Origin of the sequence: Bradyrhizobium sp. SZCCHNR2028, from assembly GCF_032380995.1 — a bacterium.
In the GTDB taxonomy this organism is placed as follows: Bacteria; Pseudomonadota; Alphaproteobacteria; order Rhizobiales; family Xanthobacteraceae; genus Bradyrhizobium.
The window spans coordinates 271,510-289,977 of record NZ_JAUHJF010000001.1 but is presented as its reverse complement, the minus strand read 5'-3'; the positions used below and the strand labels follow the sequence as shown (position 1 = coordinate 289,977).

The 18,468-nt window shown below is 64.9% G+C and carries 17 protein-coding genes; 10 read left to right on the top strand and 7 right to left on the bottom strand.

Annotated elements, in window-relative coordinates; genetic code table 11:
• Window positions 1-189 precede the first annotated feature (189 nt).
• Complete coding sequence (locus QX121_RS01340) at window positions 190-750, bottom strand: type 1 glutamine amidotransferase domain-containing protein (protein ID WP_315810966.1); 561 nt, start codon at window positions 748-750, stop codon at window positions 190-192.
• Here QX121_RS01340 and QX121_RS01335 point away from each other — a divergent pair.
• Window positions 743-1,327, top strand: coding sequence for a hypothetical protein (locus tag QX121_RS01335; RefSeq protein WP_315810965.1), 585 nt, complete (start codon window positions 743-745; stop codon window positions 1,325-1,327). The genes QX121_RS01340 and QX121_RS01335 overlap by 8 nt on opposite strands.
• 103 nt (window positions 1,328-1,430) lie before the next feature.
• On the opposite strand, the gene QX121_RS01330 is transcribed toward QX121_RS01335, so the two are convergent.
• Window positions 1,431-1,625: a hypothetical protein gene (locus tag QX121_RS01330; protein ID WP_315810964.1), complete on the bottom strand. Its 195-nt coding sequence runs from the start codon at window positions 1,623-1,625 to the stop codon at window positions 1,431-1,433.
• A gap of 289 nt (window positions 1,626-1,914) precedes the next feature.
• Between QX121_RS01330 and QX121_RS01325 the strand changes: the two genes are divergently transcribed.
• Entirely contained in the window at window positions 1,915-2,202 is a 288-nt protein-coding gene (locus tag QX121_RS01325; RefSeq protein WP_315738073.1) for a hypothetical protein, read from the top strand.
• A 20-nt stretch (window positions 2,203-2,222) separates the two neighbouring features.
• Here the strand turns inward: QX121_RS01325 and QX121_RS01320 are convergent, their stop codons facing one another.
• Window positions 2,223-3,584, bottom strand: a complete 1,362-nt coding sequence (locus QX121_RS01320; protein WP_315774907.1) for a glycoside hydrolase family 3 N-terminal domain-containing protein — start codon at window positions 3,582-3,584, stop codon at window positions 2,223-2,225.
• Window positions 3,585-3,692: 108 nt separating this feature from the next.
• Between QX121_RS01320 and QX121_RS01315 the strand changes: the two genes are divergently transcribed.
• The 7 genes from QX121_RS01315 (at window position 3,693) to QX121_RS01285 (ending at window position 12,958) form a co-directional block, all read left to right on the top strand.
• Window positions 3,693-5,270: a DUF4173 domain-containing protein gene (locus QX121_RS01315; RefSeq protein WP_315810963.1), complete on the top strand. Its 1,578-nt coding sequence runs from the start codon at window positions 3,693-3,695 to the stop codon at window positions 5,268-5,270.
• Window positions 5,271-5,293: 23 nt separating this feature from the next.
• Entirely contained in the window at window positions 5,294-5,995 is a 702-nt protein-coding gene (locus QX121_RS01310; protein ID WP_315738076.1) for a response regulator transcription factor, read from the top strand.
• Window positions 5,992-7,605, top strand: a complete 1,614-nt coding sequence (locus QX121_RS01305; protein WP_315810962.1) for an ATP-binding protein — start codon at window positions 5,992-5,994, stop codon at window positions 7,603-7,605. Before QX121_RS01310 ends, QX121_RS01305 begins: the two co-directional genes overlap by 4 nt.
• 276 nt (window positions 7,606-7,881) lie before the next feature.
• A complete protein-coding gene (locus QX121_RS01300) occupies window positions 7,882-9,498 on the top strand; it encodes an ABC transporter substrate-binding protein (protein ID WP_315810961.1) in 1,617 nt (538 codons plus the stop codon).
• Between the two features lie 24 nt (window positions 9,499-9,522).
• Entirely contained in the window at window positions 9,523-10,500 is a 978-nt protein-coding gene (locus QX121_RS01295; RefSeq protein ID WP_315756600.1) for an ABC transporter permease, read from the top strand.
• 2 nt (window positions 10,501-10,502) lie between these two features.
• The gene (locus tag QX121_RS01290) at window positions 10,503-11,333 is read left to right on the top strand and encodes an ABC transporter permease (protein WP_315738080.1); all 831 of its coding nucleotides are present in this window, start codon (window positions 10,503-10,505) and stop codon (window positions 11,331-11,333) included.
• Window positions 11,330-12,958, top strand: a complete 1,629-nt coding sequence (locus tag QX121_RS01285; RefSeq protein WP_315810960.1) for an ABC transporter ATP-binding protein — start codon at window positions 11,330-11,332, stop codon at window positions 12,956-12,958. Before QX121_RS01290 ends, QX121_RS01285 begins: the two co-directional genes overlap by 4 nt.
• Here the strand turns inward: QX121_RS01285 and QX121_RS01280 are convergent.
• Window positions 12,955-14,265, bottom strand: a complete 1,311-nt coding sequence (locus QX121_RS01280; protein WP_315810959.1) for an NAD(P)/FAD-dependent oxidoreductase — start codon at window positions 14,263-14,265, stop codon at window positions 12,955-12,957. The genes QX121_RS01285 and QX121_RS01280 overlap by 4 nt on opposite strands.
• Window positions 14,266-14,416: 151 nt before the next feature.
• Here QX121_RS01280 and QX121_RS01275 point away from each other — a divergent pair, with 151 nt between their 5' ends.
• The gene (locus QX121_RS01275) at window positions 14,417-15,274 is read left to right on the top strand and encodes a VOC family protein (RefSeq protein ID WP_315775302.1); all 858 of its coding nucleotides are present in this window, start codon (window positions 14,417-14,419) and stop codon (window positions 15,272-15,274) included.
• A gap of 40 nt (window positions 15,275-15,314) precedes the next feature.
• Here QX121_RS01275 and QX121_RS01270 read toward each other — a convergent pair whose 3' ends face one another.
• The 3 genes from QX121_RS01270 to QX121_RS01260 are packed head-to-tail and all read right to left on the bottom strand — an operon-like array spanning window position 15,315 to window position 18,459.
• Entirely contained in the window at window positions 15,315-16,349 is a 1,035-nt protein-coding gene (locus QX121_RS01270; RefSeq protein WP_315738084.1) for a 2Fe-2S iron-sulfur cluster-binding protein, read from the bottom strand.
• A complete protein-coding gene (locus QX121_RS01265; protein WP_315810958.1) occupies window positions 16,349-18,280 on the bottom strand; it encodes an ethylbenzene dehydrogenase-related protein in 1,932 nt (643 codons plus the stop codon). The genes QX121_RS01270 and QX121_RS01265 overlap by 1 nt, the downstream gene beginning before the upstream one ends.
• The gene (locus QX121_RS01260; protein ID WP_315738086.1) at window positions 18,277-18,459 is read right to left on the bottom strand and encodes a hypothetical protein; all 183 of its coding nucleotides are present in this window, start codon (window positions 18,457-18,459) and stop codon (window positions 18,277-18,279) included. Before QX121_RS01260 ends, QX121_RS01265 begins: the two co-directional genes overlap by 4 nt.
• Window positions 18,460-18,468: the final 9 nt, after the last annotated feature.

The window sequence follows — 18,468 nt, the reverse complement described above, 5'->3', positions numbered from 1 at the left end:
CGAGGCCGTCGACCACTGGCCAATGTGCGATCGGGGGCGGAATTGGGAACGACCCAGCCCGCCGCGCGTCTTTTCTGGGCCTCTGGCGGCGTTCCCCCATTGCGCTGGAGGCGCTCCGTGTGGACTGCGGCCCAGCGTCCGAACACCTTCGGACGCTGGGCCCGTCCCCGCGCCCTGATCGCTGCGGACTCAGGCCGCATTGCGTTTGAGATGGCGGCCTTCCTTGACCTCTTCGATAATCTTGGCGCTGAAGGCTTCCAGATCGCTGGGATTGCGCGAGGTGATCACGCCCTGATCGACCACGACCTCCGCGTCCTGCCACTGAGCGCCGGCATTGGCAACGTCCGTCTTGATCGATTTGTAGGACGTCATCTTGCGCCCCTTGGCAATTCCCGTCTCGATCAGGAGCCACGGCGCATGACAGACCGCAGCAACGATCTTCTTGGCTTCGAAGATCTCCTTGATGAACCGCAGTGCCTTCGGCTCCATACGCAGCAGATCCGGATTGATCTGGCCGCCCGGCAGCACGATGGCGTCGTAGTCCGAAGCAGAAGCCTCGTCCAACGTCTTGTCGACCTTGACGGTCCGTCCCCAGTCCTTGTCATCCCAGCCTTTGATCTCGCCCGGCGCGAGCGAGATGATCTCGACGGTCGCGCCCGCCTGCTTGAGGCGATCGCGCGGCACTTCGAGCTCGGATTGCTCGAACCCGTTGGTCGCGAGGATCGCGATCCTCTTTCCCTTGATGTCCATTGAATTCTCCTGGAAATTCGACACCGCGGGCAACCTCGCGCTTGCGTCCATGTTCCGCCGGGCGGGCCGGACGGATCGTTACAACTGGTCGATCGGATCGGCACTCTCCTGCGTGGAACCAGCCAGCACCTGCAGCAGTTTGTCTGGACGTGCCTGCCTCGAATGGACGGCCGGCTTTGAGCAGCGCGGCATCGCTGCCTCGATGGATCGCAATCTGGAGGCGCTCGTGCCCTACGCATTGTTTGAGAATGACGAACAGCTGACCCGTCCGTTTCGTACCGAGCGCGAGGTCTGGGAGGCTGCGGAACAGGCTGATCTCATCACGCTCGGCACGCACGGCGAAAAGATCCTGGACAACAATTTCGAGATCAAATCGTGCGAGGCTACCGCGGAAGAGCTCATGACCGTGCCGCCGGACATCGTCTTGCCCGAGGCTCGTACCTCCGAACCGGCGCCAACGACGGCAGCCAACAGGAAGTCGCAGGGCTCCGCACGCCCCAGCCAGGGTGCAACGGATCAGGATGAAGTCGGCTCGGGCGCGCCGAACAACGACCTGTCGCAAGTATCGGACCGCTGACGCACATCGGCCGGTCAGAGCCCTCGCGTCCGGAGGGTCCGTTTTTCGCTCTGGCTCCAGATGACTGGCATCGCTCCGCGATGCTCCCAACGCCGCCAGCATCTCATGCGTGCCGGGCGCCCCGCTGCTTGCGAGGCAGCAGGCTCGCCTGCTCCACCTTGAGCTGCTCGCGCTGCTGCCGCAGCCGCTCGAGAGTTTCCAGCATGCGCTGCAACAGCGCCTCGGCCGCTACTGTCGCCACTCCGGCTCGCCGCAGTTGCAGGATTTCACGACGCTGCCGCCCGACCTGTAGACGCATTCGATCGATCTCGTCTCGGACCCAACACAGATCGCGCATGGAGCACCCATAGGCAAGCATCGCCGCAATCTAGAACAAATCATGAACTTACGCAAGCCATTCCACAGGCGGGGGCATCCGAACTGATCAATGAGATCGAGACGCTCGCGGGGGACTGGAGCGTTCGTGCCTCAAGTAATCAGGACAACAGATCGACAAATGGTATTCCCATGTTGCCGATGCCGGCCTGGAGCCGTCGCGAATCAAGACCTGGTTGTTTAGTCTTCGCGGCATTTCGCGGGAGTGCACCATGGTTGCGGACAGTGACAGCAAGGTTGCCTGGCATCGCGCCCAGCTCAAAAAGAATCGTGCGGTCTTGAAGCAGATCGAGACGGCCCGGTTCACCGTCGGCGAGAGCGCCGACGGGAAAGCGCTGGAACTGACCAAGCGGCAAGTCGCTGAGCTCCAGCTCAAGATTCGTGAGTCCGAGCAGGTCATTGCCCAGCACGATAAGCAGACGCGACGCCCGCTGGCGACCGACCTGCGTAGCCTCTCCAACGTCGCCTGGCGCAACTGGACGGGCAACGGCCCGCGCTGAGTGTAGGCTCCTGCTGCGAGTCAGTCGACGACATTCCGACGCACGCCTTCCACCCGAACCGTCGAGATGGTCGAAGGCTCGGACGGATTGTCCTCAGGCCTCCAGCGCTTCAGCCGCTCATCGCTCCTCCGGAGTGCATCGAGATCGATGCGTCCTTCCGCCAGAGCTTCCTTGGCGCAAGCAAGCACGCGATGGAACTGGGTCCCGTCATAGGCCACCAGCAAGAGATCGGCGCCGCCATTGAGCGCTTCCACAACGGCTTTGCACAGATCATTGCCATAGACCGCCCCCATGACCAGATCATCCGTCACGATCACGCCCTGATAGTTCCAGCGGCCGCGAATGAGGCCATCGAGCACGGCCTTGGAATGTGAGGCAGGCCGTTCTGGATCGATCGCATCGACCATCACGTGACCGACCATCATTGCCGCGTGCGAGCCCTGCAGCACTTGTCGGAACGGCCGCCAATCCGACTGTTCCAACACATCGACTGCCGTGTCGAGCTGTGCCGAGAAGTGATGCGTGTCCGCCGCGACGCGCCCGAGGCCAGGGAAGTGCTTCACCGCCGCGCGAACACCGCTTGCTTCCAGGCCGCGGACATAACCAAGCGCGATGTCGCCGACCACCGTGGGATCGTTGGAGATCGCGCGCCGGCCGATCAAGGTGTGGAAGTCCAGTCGGTTGCGCGTCCAGCTCGGGCGAAGGTCGACGACAGGAGCCAGATTGAAGGTGATGCCCGCAGCCGCGAGCGCCTCACCTTGGGTACGTCCCATCGCGAACGCATCCTGCGCGCGGCGAGAGGCCGGCAGATCGGCCAGCGTCGCGAGGCCGGGCATGTTCGGCAGGGTCGGAGACAGGTGTGCGACAGTGCCTCCCTCCTGATCCGCCGCAACCAGCAGGGGCGACAGCCCGGCGCTCCGGCGCTCGGCCTGCAATCGCGCGATCTCGGCGCGCAATTGAGGCTCGGTCCGGCCACGTACGTTGTGGTGTGTCACATAGACGCCCGCGATCAATCCCTGTCGCGCCAGCGCGGCGGCGTCGTCCACGGCCGTGTAGCCGACGATGAAATGCCGGCCGAGCAGATGCGCCACGTCCGGGGGCGTGCGGAACGTCTCGTACTTGCGCCAAGCAAACATGAACTGCGTCGACGTCAGCATGATCAGCGGAACACACCATGCCACGACGAGCGCGCGTCCGGCGGCATCCCGCCGCCACCGACCGCCGAGCATCAGTAGCAGCGGAACGGCAAGTCCTATGAGAAGCAGGGCTGCGTGGCCACTGCCCCGCAGCCGAACCAGATAGGGCTCGTTGCTGTTCAGCGTGACGAAAATGAAGAGCAGAGCAAGAAGCCAGAGAACCGCGGTCCTGATACGTCCGAGCATGTGTGCAGCCGATCATCCCAGGGAAAGACGACCATTGCGTAACAATCACGCTTCCCCTGCGCCAGATGTGGAATCGCGTCTGCACGAAATCTGCAAACAAATCCTGAAATGCTGCAGACCGTCTCCGGCACCGCTGCACGCGCGGGGGTCATGCTCGCTTCATCGGCGGGCGCTGCCGACCGAGTCGTGACTCAACCAAGGACTACTTCAATGAATGGCTCCGCCGAGCTGACGGCTTCCCCAGAGGCATCTGAGTCCATGTGGCACAAGTTCATCATCGCGATCGGCCTGCTCGGGCTCGCCGACATCCTGCTTTACGACCAGACGCTAGGCCTCTCCTTCCCGATCTTTGCGGCAGCGCTCTTCGCAGCCAGCCTCCTCGCCAATCACGACCGGATCCACCGCCCGCGCGCGATTCTTGCGAATATCGTCCTCGTTGCAGGCCTGTTGCCCGCGATCGAGGACCTGACGACGTTGTCGGTATTGATCGTCGTCCTCGGGACGATATCGGCCGTCGCCCTGTCGACCGATCCGGCCGCCGAAGGACTTCTCGTGCCGCTGAGCGCAGCACGGCAACTTCTTCTGATCGGACCGTTCCAACTGATCCCCGATACTTTGGCCACGCTTCGTGCCAACGATTTTACACGCATCGTGCTGACCTGGAGCATCCCCCTCGCCCTCAGCCTCGTCTTCATTCTCCTGTTCGCGGCAGCCAATCCCGTCATCGAGCAATGGCTCGACGAACTGCATCCTCAGCACATTGCGTCGAGCCTGAGCGTAGGCCGTCCCATCTTCTGGCTCCTGATGGTGTCCCTGATCTGGCCATTCATCAACTTGCGCTGGCGCCAACGAGGCAAGACGCAACGTCCTCCGATCGATCTCGATGGCGACGACCAGGCGCCGTCGGTCGTCAGCCCCCTCCTCAACCAGCAGACCGTCGTCCGCTCCTTGATTCTGTTCAACCTGCTGTTTGCGATCCAGACCGCCCTGGATGGCGTCTATCTGTGGGGACATGCGGCGCTTCCCAACGGAATGACTTACGCGACCTACGCCCACCGAGGCGCCTACCCGCTGATCGCTACGGCACTTCTGGCGGCCGCCTTTGTCATCGCCGCCGTCCGCTCGGGACAGGAGGGGTCGCGGCTCATCCGCCCGCTCGTCTATCTCTGGGTCGGACAGAACGTGATGCTGGTCGTATCCTCGATTCAGCGGGTCCACATCTATATCGAGAGCTATCTCCTGACGCAGTGGCGCATCGCGGCTCTGATATGGATGGCGCTGGTCGCCGTGGGACTGATCCTGATCATGGCGCGGATCATTCTGGAGAAGCCCAATGCATGGCTCGTGCGCATGAACCTGCTTGCGCTCGCGGCGACGCTCTACGGCTGCGCGCTGGTCAATTTCAACGGGCTGATCGCCGACTACAACGTGACCAACAGCCGTGAGGCAGGACGCAGCGGGTCCGCCATCGATAGGGACTATCTTTCCAGCCTCGGTACCCAAGCCCTGCCGGCCGTGCGGCGGGCCATGTTGCTGTTGCCGCAGGACGCCGGTCTGCCCCGGATCCACGACCGGCTGCTGGACCAGCAGGTGGCCGAAATGGCGTCGTGGCGATCCTGGAGTTTTCGCGGCTGGCGCTTGCAGCGCTATCTCGATAGACATCCTCTAACGCAGAATCCCAGTTGATGCCTCGCCGCGGAGCCCTGGCCGTGTCCCCCCGAATCCTCATTGTCGACGATGACGCGCATATCCGCGAGGTCCTGCGTGTCGCCGTGAGCAAGGCCGGCATGGCGGTGACGGAGGCGGCCGACGGTCGGGCCGCGCTGGTCAGGTTCGCCGAGGACCGGCCCGACCTCATCGTGCTCGACGTCGGCATGCCGGAGTTCGACGGGCTCGAAGTCTGCCGGCGCATCCGCCGGACCTCGCAGGTGCCGATCCTGTTCCTGTCGGCGCGCGACGAGGAGATCGACCGCATTCTCGGGCTCGAGATCGGCGGCGACGACTACGTGACCAAGCCGTTCAGCCCGCGCGAGCTGGTTGCCCGCGTCAACGTCATTCTCCGTCGGGTCAACTCCGGTGCTGCGGATCGTACGCTCGAACCGGAGGAGCTGGCGCACGGCAGGCTTCGTCTCGACTCGCAGCAGCATCTGGCGCGCTTCGGCGATACGCCGCTGACGCTCACAGCGCTGGAGTTCAGCATCCTGCGCACGCTGATGACGCGTCCTGCAGTCGTTTTCAGTCGCGAGCAGATCATGACCGCCGCCTATCAGCTCAACATCCAGGTCTCCGACCGAACGATCGACAGCCACATCCGCAACATCAGAGCGAAGCTCGCAGCCGCGCATTGCGACGACGCGATCGAGACCGTCCATGGCGTGGGCTTCCGGCTCGGCCGCTGCGGCGCCTCATGATCGCGCCCAAGCCCAAGGCGAAATGGCGGCCGTCGCTGGGACAGATCGTCTTCAGCGTGCTGGCGCTGGTCGCCACCCTGCCCCTGGTCGGGCTGTTCTTCTTTCGCATCTACGACAACCAGCTGATCCGTCAGACACAGGCAGAGCTGATCGCGCAGAGCCGTGTGCTCGCGGCGGTCTTTGCCGAGGAGGTGTCCGCGCGCCTTGCCGCTGGCCTTCCGCTCGGCGCCGAAATCCCGCCCGAGGCACGCCCCGATTCCGCAGACGAGGTGACACCCATCCGTCCCCTACTCGATCTGCTGGCCAACGATCTGTTCGTCCGCCGCCCGGACGCCCGCGACGCGATCCATCCTGCGGATCCCGCCTATGTCGCGATTGGCGCGCGGCTGCTTCCGATCGTCAGGGAGACGCAGAAGGTCACCTTGGCCGGATTCCGTGTGCTCGATCCGCAAGGCGTCGTGATCGCCGGCCGCGATGAAATGGGCAAGTCACTCGCCCATATCGACGAGGTGGCTGCCGCCCTGAAGGGACGCTACAGCGCCGCGCTCCGCATTCGCATTCCGGACAAGACGCCGCCACCGATCTATTCGATCAGCCGCGGCGTCGGTGTCCATGTGTTCTCGGCCATGCCCGTGATCGTCGACGATCACGTCGCCGGGGTCATCTATACCTCGCGCACGCCCCGCAACATCTTCGAGCATCTTTATCAAGAGCGCGGCAAGTTCGTTGCCGCAGGCTCCGCCATCGTCCTCACGACGCTGCTGGTTGGCCTCATCGTGGCACGCACGATCACACGGCCGATGCGCGAGCTGGTCGATCGCGCCGGCAGGATCGGACGCAACGATCCCGCGGGTTTCCGTCCGCTCGCCCATTACGGCACCCGCGACTTCGCCGAGCTCGCCGAGCACTTCTTCGCCATGGCCGAGCAACTGGCCCAACGCTCCAACTACATCCGGAGCTTTTCCGCGCATCTGACGCACGAGCTCAAATCGCCGCTGACCTCGATCAAGGGCGCAGCCGAGCTGCTGCTCGACTCTCTGGCCAGCCCTTCCGAGACCTTGACACGCGCCGAGCAGGAGAAATTCCTCACCAACATCCTTGGCGACGCCGACCGCCTCGCGGCGCTGGCCCAACGCTTGCGCGAGCTGGCACGGGCGGAGACGGTGTCGACGGTCGAGGCCGGTAGCATAGCCGAGGCCGTCAGCACGCTGCGAGCGCGTTTCCCCTCGACCGTCATCGAGACGTCCGGCCCGGTCGAGCGCAGCACCACGCTCCCGAACGAGACCGTGCTGATCGTGCTCACGCATCTCGTCGACAACGCCGTCCGGCATGGCGCCCGGCGCATCCGCCTCGAGGCCGAGGAGAGCAAGGAGATGCTGATCGTCATCGCCAGCAATGACGGCGATCCGATCTCGCCGGAGAACCGCGACCGCATCTTCGATGCCTTCTTCACGACCCGGCGCGACAGCGGCGGTACCGGCATGGGGCTGTCGATCGTGCGCGCCATCATGGCAAGCCATGCCGGCGAGATCTCGCTGCGGCCGGGCGACAACGGTGTTGCGTTCGAGCTGCGGCTGCCGATCGAAGGAGCTCCCCTGACGTCGATCTGAGATAGCGCGATCTATTGGCGCCACGTCAAAGTTGCCTCCGGTCGCTCCGTGGCAGCCGGCAATCCCCACCACATTCAGGGTCTTGTCGGCGAAGACCTTCTCCCATTCGTTTGTATACGAGCAATGTATGCCACGATGCCGCCGGCTGCATGGACCGGCCGAGAATGCCGCAGATCTGCATCGCAATTCGCAAATGACTTGGACCCGCGATCCGCGTAATCTTCAGCGCGATTGCACCATCGGCCAGCGTCCCCGCTTGGCCTTCGGGAGACCTTGATGAATTCGAGCCGTTTCGAGATCAGCCGCCGGACCGCCCTCCTGACCTCCGCCGCCATCGCCGCGAACGTGGTCAATCCATTCCGGGCCTTCGCCCAGGAGACCCCGCGCAAAGGCGGCGTATTCAACGTGCACTACGGCGCCGAGCAGCGCCAGCTCAACCCGAGCCTCCAGGCATCGACCGGCGTCTACATCATCGGAGGCAAGATCCAGGAGAACCTCGTCGACCTCGATGCCAACGGCCAGCCGGTCGGCGTGCTGGCCGAGAGCTGGGAGGCAACGCCGGATGGCAAGACCGTCACTTTCAAGCTGCGCAAGGGCATCACCTGGCATGACGGCAAGCCGTTCACGTCGGAGGACGTCGCCTTCACCGCGATGAACATGTGGAAGAAGATCCTCAACTACGGATCGACCTTGCAGCTGTTCCTGACAGCGGTCGACACGCCGGATCCGCAGACCGCGATCTTCCGCTACGAGCGGCCGATGCCGCTCAACCTGCTCCTGCGCGCGCTACCCGATCTCGGCTACGTCTCGGCCAAGCACATCTATGAGAGCGGCGACATCCGGCAGAACCCCGCCAACCTCGCCCCCATCGGCACCGGTCCGTTCAAGTTCGTGAAGTACGAGCGCGGGCAATACATCATGGCCGAGCGCAACACCGATTATTGGCGGCCGAACGCGCCCTACCTCGATCGCATCGTGTGGAAAGTGATCACCGACCGCGCCGCCGCAGCCGCGCAGATGGAGGCCGGCGAGTTGCACTACAGCCCGTTCTCTGGCCTGACCATCTCCGACATGGCGCGGCTCGGCAAGGACAAGCGCTTCATCGTCTCGACGAAGGGCAACGAGGGCAACGCGCGCACCAACACGCTCGAGTTCAACGTCCGCCGCAAGGAGCTGGCGGATGTCAGGGTCCGCCGTGCCATCGCGCATGCGATCAACGTTCCCTTCTTCATCGAGAACTTCCTCGGCGATTTCGCCAAGCTGGGCACCGGCCCGATCCCGTCGACCTCGACCGATTTCTACCCCGGCGCCAATACGCCGCAATATCCCTACGACAAGGCCAAGGCGGCAGCGCTCTTGGACGAAGCCGGCTACAAGCCCGGCGCCGGTGGCAGCCGCTTCTCGCTGCGGCTGCTGCCCGCGCCATGGGGCGAGGACATCTCGCTGTGGTCGACCTTCCTCCAGCAATCGCTGGGCGAGGTCGGCATCGCGATCGAGATCGTGCGCAACGATGGCGGCGGTTTCCTGAAGCAGGTCTATGACGAGCACGCCTTCGACCTCGCGACCGGCTGGCACCAGTATCGCAACGATCCGGCCGTCTCGACCACGGTCTGGTACCGCTCCGGGCAGCCCAAGGGCGCGCCGTGGACCAACCAGTGGGGGTGGGACAACGCCAAGATCGACAAGATCATCGATGACGCGGCGACCGAGGTCGATCCGGCCAAGCGCAAGGCGCTCTATGCCGATTTCGTGCGCGAGGCCAATACCGAGCTGCCGGTGTGGATGCCGATCGAGCAGATCTTCGTCACCGTGATCACGGCCAAGGCGCGCAACCACTCGAACACGCCGCGCTGGGGATCGTCGAGCTGGCACGATCTGTGGCTTTCCGCCTGAGCCGGAATCCGTCAGGATAAGGCCATGCGCATCTTGAGCCTTGCGGGGCGGCGGCTCGCCGCCTCGATCCCCACCCTGTTCCTGATCCTGATCGGCGTCTTTCTCCTGCTGCAACTCGCGCCGGGCGACACGGTCGACGCGATGATGGCCCAGATGGGCGGCGGCGATGCTGCGACTGCCCGCGAGTTGCGCCGCTTCTATGGGCTGGATCTGTCGGTCCCGATGCAGCTGGCCAATTACCTGTGGCGGCTGGTGCGCCTCGATCTCGGATTCTCCGCGATCTACGGCAAGCCCGTCGCCGCCGTGATCCTGGAGCGGCTGCCGCCGACCCTGCTGTTGATGACTTCGTCCCTGTCCTTTGCCTTTTTCTTCGGTCTTGTCTTCGGGGTGATCGCTGCGCGCGACGTCAACCGGTGGCCCGACACGCTGATCTCCACCGTGGGGTTGATCTTCTACGCGACCCCGTCGTTCTGGTTTGGTCTGATGGCCATCGTCGTGTTCTCGATCTACCTGCAGTGGCTGCCAGCCGGCGGCTTCGAGGATATCGGCGCGGTCACGAACGGCCTCTGGCGCGTGCTCGACATCGCCCGCCACCTGGTGTTGCCGTCCTTGACGCTCGGCCTGATCTTCCTGGCCATCTATCTGCGCATCATGCGCGCATCCATGCTCGAGGTCCAGAACCTCGATTTCGTCCGCACCGCACGTGCCAAGGGCCTCGACGAGACCCGCATCATCACCCGCCACGTTCTGCGCAACGCGCTGCTGCCGATGGTCACGCTGATCGGGCTGCAGGCGGGGACGATGCTCGGCGGCTCCGTCGTCGTCGAGACCGTGTTCTCGCTGCCTGGCCTCGGACGCCTTGCCTATGAATCGGTGGTCCAGCGCGATCTCAACACCCTGCTCGGCATCGTGTTCGTCTCCGCGCTCCTGGTGATTGCGGTCAACTTCATCACCGATCTGCTCTATGCGCGGCTCGACCCGCGCATCACGGCGGAGAACTGAGCATGGACGCCGTGAAACGCTATTTCCGCAGTCCCTCCGCGGTGTTCGGCCTGATCCTGCTTCTTGTGGTGGTGGGCATGGCGATCAGCGCCGGCTATCTCTATCCGCGCGATCCGCTCGCGCTCGCCGGGCGTCCGCTGATCTGGCCGTTCGCCAATCCGCGCTTCCTGCTCGGCACCGACAATTCCGGCCGCGACATTGCCGCCCAGATCTTTCATGGCGCCCGCATCTCGCTCCTGATCGGCGGCGTCGCGACGTTGATTGCCGTGGCGATCGGCGTCATGGTCGGCGCGCTCGCGGGCTACTACGGCGGATGGGTCGACAACATCCTGATGCGCATCACCGAGGCCTTCCAGACGCTGCCGAACTTCGTGCTGCTGCTGGTACTGGTGGCGGTGTTCGGCTCGACCTTGACGACTGTCACGATCGCGGTTGGCATCGTGTCGTGGCCCGCGCCGGCGCGGCTGACCCGGGCGGAGTTCCTGTCGCTGCGCGGCCGCGAATTCGTCCAGGCCGGCCGCACGCTCGGCATGCGCGACACCCAGCTGATCCTGGGCGAGATCCTGCCCAACGCGCTGCCCCCGGTGATCGTCTATGCCGGCGTCGTGATGGCGGTCGCGATCCTCCTGGAGAGTGCACTCGCCTTCCTGCGGCTGTCCGACGCCAACGTCGCCTCCTGGGGCAACCTGATCGGTCTCGGGCGCGATGTGCTGCGCGTGCAGTGGTACGTGTCGGCGATCCCCGGCGTTGCCATCCTCATCACCGTGCTTGCGGTGTCGCTGGTCGGCCAGGGCCTCAACGATGCACTGAACCCGCGGCTGAAGCAGCGATGAGTCCAGCACAGCCCGTTCTGACCGTGGATCGCCTCAGCGTTCGTCTGCCGAAAGGCGCCGACCGCACGCATGCCATCTCCGAGGTCTCGCTTGCGATCGCCGAAAACGAGATCGTCTGCATCGTCGGCGAATCCGGCTCCGGCAAGTCGATGATGGCCAACGCCATCATGCGGCTGCTGCCCGACAGTGTAGGCACGGATGGCGGACGCATCCTGTTTACCGGGCGCGATCTCTGCACCGCCACGGCGGCCGAGATGCGCAGCATTCGCGGCGCCGAGATCGCGATGGTGTTCCAGGAGCCGATGACCGCGCTCAATCCGTTGCGCACGATCGGCGACCAGATCGGCGAGGTCTTCGACATCCATACCGATCTCTCCAAGGCCGAGATCAGGTCGCGCGTGCTGTCCCTGTTGTCCGACGTCCATATTCCCGATCCGCCGCGCGCGGCGAAGGCGTATCCGCACGAGTTGTCCGGCGGCCAACGCCAGCGCGCGATGATCGCCATGGCCTTGGCGCTCGATCCGAAGCTGCTGGTCGCCGACGAGCCGACCACGGCGCTCGATGTCACGACGCAGGCGCAGATCCTCAAGCTGATCCGGGAGCTGCAGCAGCGGCGCAAGACCGCGGTGCTGTTCATCACCCACGACTTCGGTGTCGTCGCCGAGATCGCCGACCGCGTCGTCGTGATGCAGCATGGCAGCGTCGTCGAACAGGGCGCGGCGGCGGATGTCCTGCAACGACCGCAGCATGACTACACCAGGCAACTGATTGCCGCGGTGCCGCCCGTGGCGGCGCCCCCGGCACGCGAGCTGTCGGACCGGATGATCCTCACCATCTCCGGCGTCTCGAAGACCTATCGCACTGGTGGCTTCCTCGGCCGCGGCGAGCGCGTCACCCATGCGGTCAGGGACGTCTCGCTCGCACTGCCAAAGGGCGCAACGCTCGGCATTGTCGGCGAGTCGGGCTCCGGAAAATCCACCCTCGCCCGCTGCATCATCCGCCTCATCGATCCCGATGCAGGAACGATCCTGCTCGACGGTCAGGACTGGGCTCGCCTCTCGCGCAGCGAGGTCAGAAGCCGGACCCGGCAGATGCAGATGGTGTTTCAGGACCCGTTCGCCTCGCTGAATCCCCGGCGCAAGGCGGTCGAGCTGGTGGCGCAGGGACCGATCGTGCACGGCACCGCGCGAGACCAGGCACTGACCGAGGCGCGCGAGCTGTTCAGCCTGGTGGGGCTCGACCCGTCCGCCGCCGACCGCTTCCCGCATGAGTTCTCCGGAGGTCAGCGTCAGCGCATCGGGCTGGCGCGCGCGCTGGCACTGAGGCCCAAGGTGCTGGTCGCGGACGAACCGGTGTCCGCGCTCGACGTCTCCGTCCAGGCGCAGGTGTTGAAGCTGCTGACCAGCCTGCGCGAGCGGCTCGACCTGTCGATCATCTTCATCACGCATGACTTGCGCGTTGCAGCCCAGATCTGCGATCTGGTCGCGGTGATGAAGGACGGCGTCGTCGTCGAGCATGGACCCACGCACGACGTGTTCGGCAACCCGCAGCATCCGTATACGCAGGCTCTGCTCGAGGCCATTCCGGGCGGCGACTTCGCCCGGACCGAACATCCCACCTCTTAGCTGATCTCGCGCGCGTCACGGTATCGGTACAAGAGCAGCATCAGCGGCGCAAACGGACGCAGCAGGGCGTGCGCCGGAATGGTGACCGGCTCCGTGAATGGCAGCGCCAGCTCGTTCGCCGACACGCCGCGCACCGCTTTCGCAAGCTCCGCACCGAGGGGGATCGTGAGCGCGACCGCCCGGCCGTTGCAGCCGGTCCAGCCATAGGCATCAGGACCGAGGCGATGAATCCGCGGCATGTAGTCCGTGGTCATGCCGACATAGCCGTTCCAGACGTAGTCGAACCTGACCTCGCCGATCGGCGGCCACAGGCGCTGCAGGCGTTCGGCGATCCGCGCCTTCAGCCGCTCGGCCTTATTGCCGGGGCCGATCACGGCGCCGCCGGTGACCAGTCGGTTGCGGGCGTCGTAACGCGCAAAATAGAGTTCGCCATGGGTATCGGACATCGCCTGCCGCGCCGGGATGACGGTCTTCCGCACATTGTCCGACAGCGGCTGCGTCGCCATCTGCCACGACAGCACCGGCATCACCTCGTGCGCGATATCCGGTGCGAGCGCCTTGGAGAACTCGCCGCTATAGGCATTGCTCGCCAGCACCAGCGCGCGCGCCGACAGCTCCCCTCGTGCGGTGCGCACGATCCAGCGATCCCCCCGCCGGGCGAAATCGATCACCGGCGAGCGCGCATAGATCCGGCCTCCCAGGTTCAGCACCGTCCGCGCCAAGCCACGCGCCAGCGCGAGCGGATTGATGTGGCCGCCGGTCTTGTTCCAGAAGCCGCCATGCCAGGCGTCCGAGCCGAGCATGTCTCGCGCCTGATCGCGCGACAGCAGCTCGACCGGCGCGCCGAACTTCGACCACTGCTTGAACCTGCGCTCGGCGATCTTGATGCGGCCGGGCGTATGCACCGGCTGGACCCAGCCGGCCTGCTCATGCTCGGCGTCGATGTTGTACCGTCTCACGGTATCGAACAGACTGGACGCGCTGTCGCGTAACATCGCCACGAAGCGCTCGCCCGCGGCGCCATGACGCGCGACGAGATCGTCAGGATCGGGACGTGACAGCGTCGGAATGACCTGACCGTTGTTCCGGCCGGATGCGCCCCAGCCCGGCTCCATCGCCTCGACGATCGCGACATCGACGCCGGCCTCGCGCAGATGCAGCGCCGTCGACAAGCCGGTGAAGCCGCCGCCGATGATCACGACATCGGCCTGCAAGCTGCCCTGTAGCACGGGCAGATCAGGGCCAGGCGGGGTCTGTGCGGCCCACAAGGACGGCGGCCATTGAACGTTTTCTGCGGTCATGCTCATGGAGGACAGCTCATCCTTGCTGATCGACCAACATCCCGGAGGTCGATCTTGCCTTGCGCCCGGCACCCGGCATGCGCCGGTTGCGGTGCATGGGTCGATTGGGCATAGTTCGGCCGCCAATATGCCAAGTTCGCGGCAAGGAGACAAACGCGTGGCTCTCAAGAATGTCATCGGTATCGATCACGCGGTCGTCGTGGTGAAGGATCTCGACGCGGCGGCGGATACCTGGAAGCGGTTGGGTTTTACGCTGTCTCCGCGCGGCACGCACAGCGCCAAGATGGGATCCGGCAATTACACCATCATGCTCGATCCGGACTACATCGAGCTGCTCGGCATCCTCGCCGAGACCGACCATAACGTTCCGACCCGCAACTTCCTCGCCCAGCGCGGCGAAGGCATCGAGCGCATCGCCTTCACGGCGATTGATTCCGCGGCCGGCGCAGAGGAAATTCGCGCGAAGGGCTTCGAGCCGATTGGTCCCATCGACTTCGAGCGTCCGGTGCCCCTGCCCGACGGCAGCATCTCGGCCGCGAAATTCCGCGTGTTTCAATGGCCGGTCGCGGAGGCTCCGGGCGGCCTGCGCATTTTCGCCTGCCAGCACAAGACGCGCGAGACGGTCTGGATCCCGGAACTGATGCGCCATGCCAACGCCGCCAAGCAACTGAAGCAGGCGCTGATCGTGACGCCGGACCCGGCCAAGGACGCGGCTCACCTGTCGCGCCTGATCGATCGCGACGGCCGAGACGAAGCCGACGGCGCCGTGACCGTCACCTCGGGCGGTGACCGCGCCGATTTCGTATTCCTGACCAGGGACCAGCTCGCAGCGCGCTATCCGGGTGTGTCGCTTGCCGGCCTGCCGGAGCGGGGCGGCGCAGGCCTGGTGCTGGCCTCACACGATCTGACCGCCACCGAAAAGGTTCTGGACGCGGCAGCCGTGCGCAGTGGCGCGAGCCTGATCGTTCCGCCCGCGTCGGCCACCGGCACTCTGCTCGCTTTCGTGGCCGGCTGAGCGCCGGACTGCGGCCGCGCGCGTCGCGGCCGCCACGATCTCATTCCGCCGGCTGGAACATGGCCGGCCGGCCGCGCTGGCTGTCGAGCCACCCGACCAGCCGATTCATGAGTCCGCCGCTCGACTCGGAGGGCTGCGCCGATGATACGAACGGATCGCAGTGACACTTCGCTCCGGCCCCGCGCGCCATCTTCGCAACCGCCTCCGTCATGGCCGGCGCGCCACAGGTGTAGACGACGTCGTTCGGTGTGAGCTCCGGCATGTGTTCGGTCGGCCGGCCGCTGCGAATCGCCGGCGAGACGTTCTGCGGCTCCGACACGATCGGGATGATCTTCACGTTCGGGAAGCGCGCGAGCCGGCACAGCGCCTGATGCATGTAGAACGACTGCAAGGTGCGCGACACAACGATGAAGACGATCTCGCGCTTCGGATTTTCGGTGATGGCGGCGACCGCGATCGCCCACATCGGGGCAAAGCCCGTGCCGCTCGCGACCAGGATGATTCGACCGCGATGCTTCTGCCGGAAGAACGCAGTGCCCAGCGGCGCCGTCAGCTTGACGCGATGGCCGACCTGGATGTCGCGGCCAAGCGCCGACGACACCAAGCCATCCTTCAGGATGCGGATGTGCAGATACAGCAGATGGCTGTCAGGCGCGCCGACCATCGGATAGGTCGGGCTGTAGCAACGCGTCGGAAAACCGCGGTACTGGACCTTGGCGTATTGCCCGGGGAAGAATCGCAGCGGCTTCGGCATCTCGATGGTGACACCGACGACATCGGGCGCGAGCCGGACGAGATCACCCACCTCGCAATTCATCGTCACCGTGTCCGGCACGGGCTCCGTGATGATCTTCAGGTCGGACACCACACGCGCCTGGCACGCATGCGCCATGTCGCCTTCCATGCCGCCGAACAGCTTGCCGTCGACGACCGTCACTTTGCAGGATCCGCAGATTCCGCTGCGGCAGTCATGGGGCAGATCCACGCCGCTGTTGATGGCGCCGTCGAGCAGGATATCGCCCACATTCGCGTAGAACGTTTCCCTGTTGTACTGGATTTTGCAAATCTTACCCATCACTGCACCTCAAGTCGCATAGGCCGGATCTGCCTCGTATGTCTGATCTGGGTATGGTCGAACGCTGCGACACGCATGAACACGCCATTCTTGATCGGAACGTCGTACTTGCTTTTCGTGTCCATTTTGCGGGCAATTTCGAGCGTCCAATGGCCCGCGGCCCAACGCGCTGCGCAACGGATGTCCGCGCGATCACCGGTGAACTCGCCGCTGACGAGAACACCGGGCACGACGGTCCCGATCGGCGTCTGCGCATCCGCCTCGGCCGAATACGGCACGGATTCGGCCTCCGTCATGAACCAGCGTGCGCCTTCACTCTCGCCGATGTTCGGATCGAGATTGATCTCGCCCATCGCCGCGGTCATCGCGGCGATGTCCTTCGGAAGACGCTTCGGTCTCACACCCCGATTCCCTAGTCTTGCGGCCTCCCTGTCGATCACGAAATTGTCCGAATAGTTCGCGGTGCCCGGATCCGATGCGAACCCGCCCTTGTAGGGCGTGAGTCCCTTGACCTGATCCGGTGTCGGCTCCGCAGGCGGACCGAAATGATCATCGTCCATCCATCCGGTCGGGCCGCCGCTCGTCGCCTTCCACAGCCAGGCGTCGGCATAGAGATTCGGCGCCGGCGTGTAGTGGATGCCGCGACCGGACAGGGTCGGCGGCTTGTCCGGCATCGGCTGCGAGCTCATGTGAAACGTTCGGTCCGCGGCCAAGGTGATCGGCAGCGTCGTGAACAACAGCGAGAACTTGTCCTCGTTGAAGTCGTTCTCGTCGCCCTTGTCGAATCCGTTCTGCAGGAGATGCCAGCCATCCGCCTTCTTGATCAGCGGCAGCTGCTTCAACGACCGCGTCGGATCCTCCCAGATGACGAGGAAGTAGACCCACGTGCCGTCATGCGCTGCCTTGATCCACACCCGCGATTCGCCGGTACCGTCGAAATTGTCGCCCTGGTTGGTCGTGACCATGTGCGGCTGGATGTTGCGCCAGACACGATCCGACGAATCGCCGTCGAGGGTCGGCGCATCGGACGTGGCAATCCGGTACACCGTGACGGTGTCCTCGGCGTAGTAGTCGGCGGCGAACATCGCCGAACCGATCACGATGGCTGCGGCGATCGCGACCATGAACGGGTTGGATTGGAAGCTCGGATTGCGGCGGCGGGAATTGCCCTTGGCAGGTGCCGGCGGCGGACGCATACGGCCTGGCGGCACGCGCGGCTCGGAGCGCGCCCGCATCGGCTCCTCCATGCGCCGCGGCGCCGGCATCGGCTCACGCGCTGCAGGCCGCGCAGCGGGCGCCGGCCTCTTCGGAGGCGCCTCCGCCTCCTCCAGCTTTTCCGACTGCTCGACCAGCATCGTGAGGAGCTCGACGGGATCGAGCTTCGGCGGCGGGGGCGGCAAGGGCGCCGGCCGGAACACGCGATAGAGCTGCATCTTTCCGCCGATGCTGAAGTGAACCAGGACGTGCAGCACCACGAAGGCCGGGATCACCCAGGTCGCGTACCAGTGGATCATCATGGTGACGTAGCCGGAGGCCACGCCGAAGAAGAGCATCCCTCCGGTGACGATCAGGATCGCCATGGAGATGAAAAGCACCCAGTGCAGCATCACACTGATCGATCCCAGCCGCGCCGGCCGGCGGCCGAGCAAGCCCTTGAAGCGCATCTTGTCGATGGTGACGCGGCGACCGAGCCCTGACTTCGAGATATAGATCATGTAGGCGAGGGCCACGCTCGCGAGCACGACCCCAGCCGGCATGTGCCAGGTCCAGGTCCGGTGCCGGGGCAGCAGCCAGTCGAGATTGTTGGCGATCCACGCGTGTCCAGGCGCTTCGGTCGCCATGCGAAGCCCTGTCATGAAGGCGATCACAGTGGCCCCAACCAGGGTCCAGTGCAGGATGATCGTTCCATAGTCGGTCTTGCGGATCTTCATGCGTGCGCCTCCAGAGCTGCGCGCACGCGATCGGCGCGATTCACCGCCGACCCGGCGACCGTATTTCGTCTCAGCGGATCGATCCGGCGCGGGATGATTAGGTATTCAACCCTGCAGGCCGCCCCTCGACCCGAATCCATTCCCGCATCACGCGTCTCGATGGTGATGTCGTCCAGCAACTTTGTCGT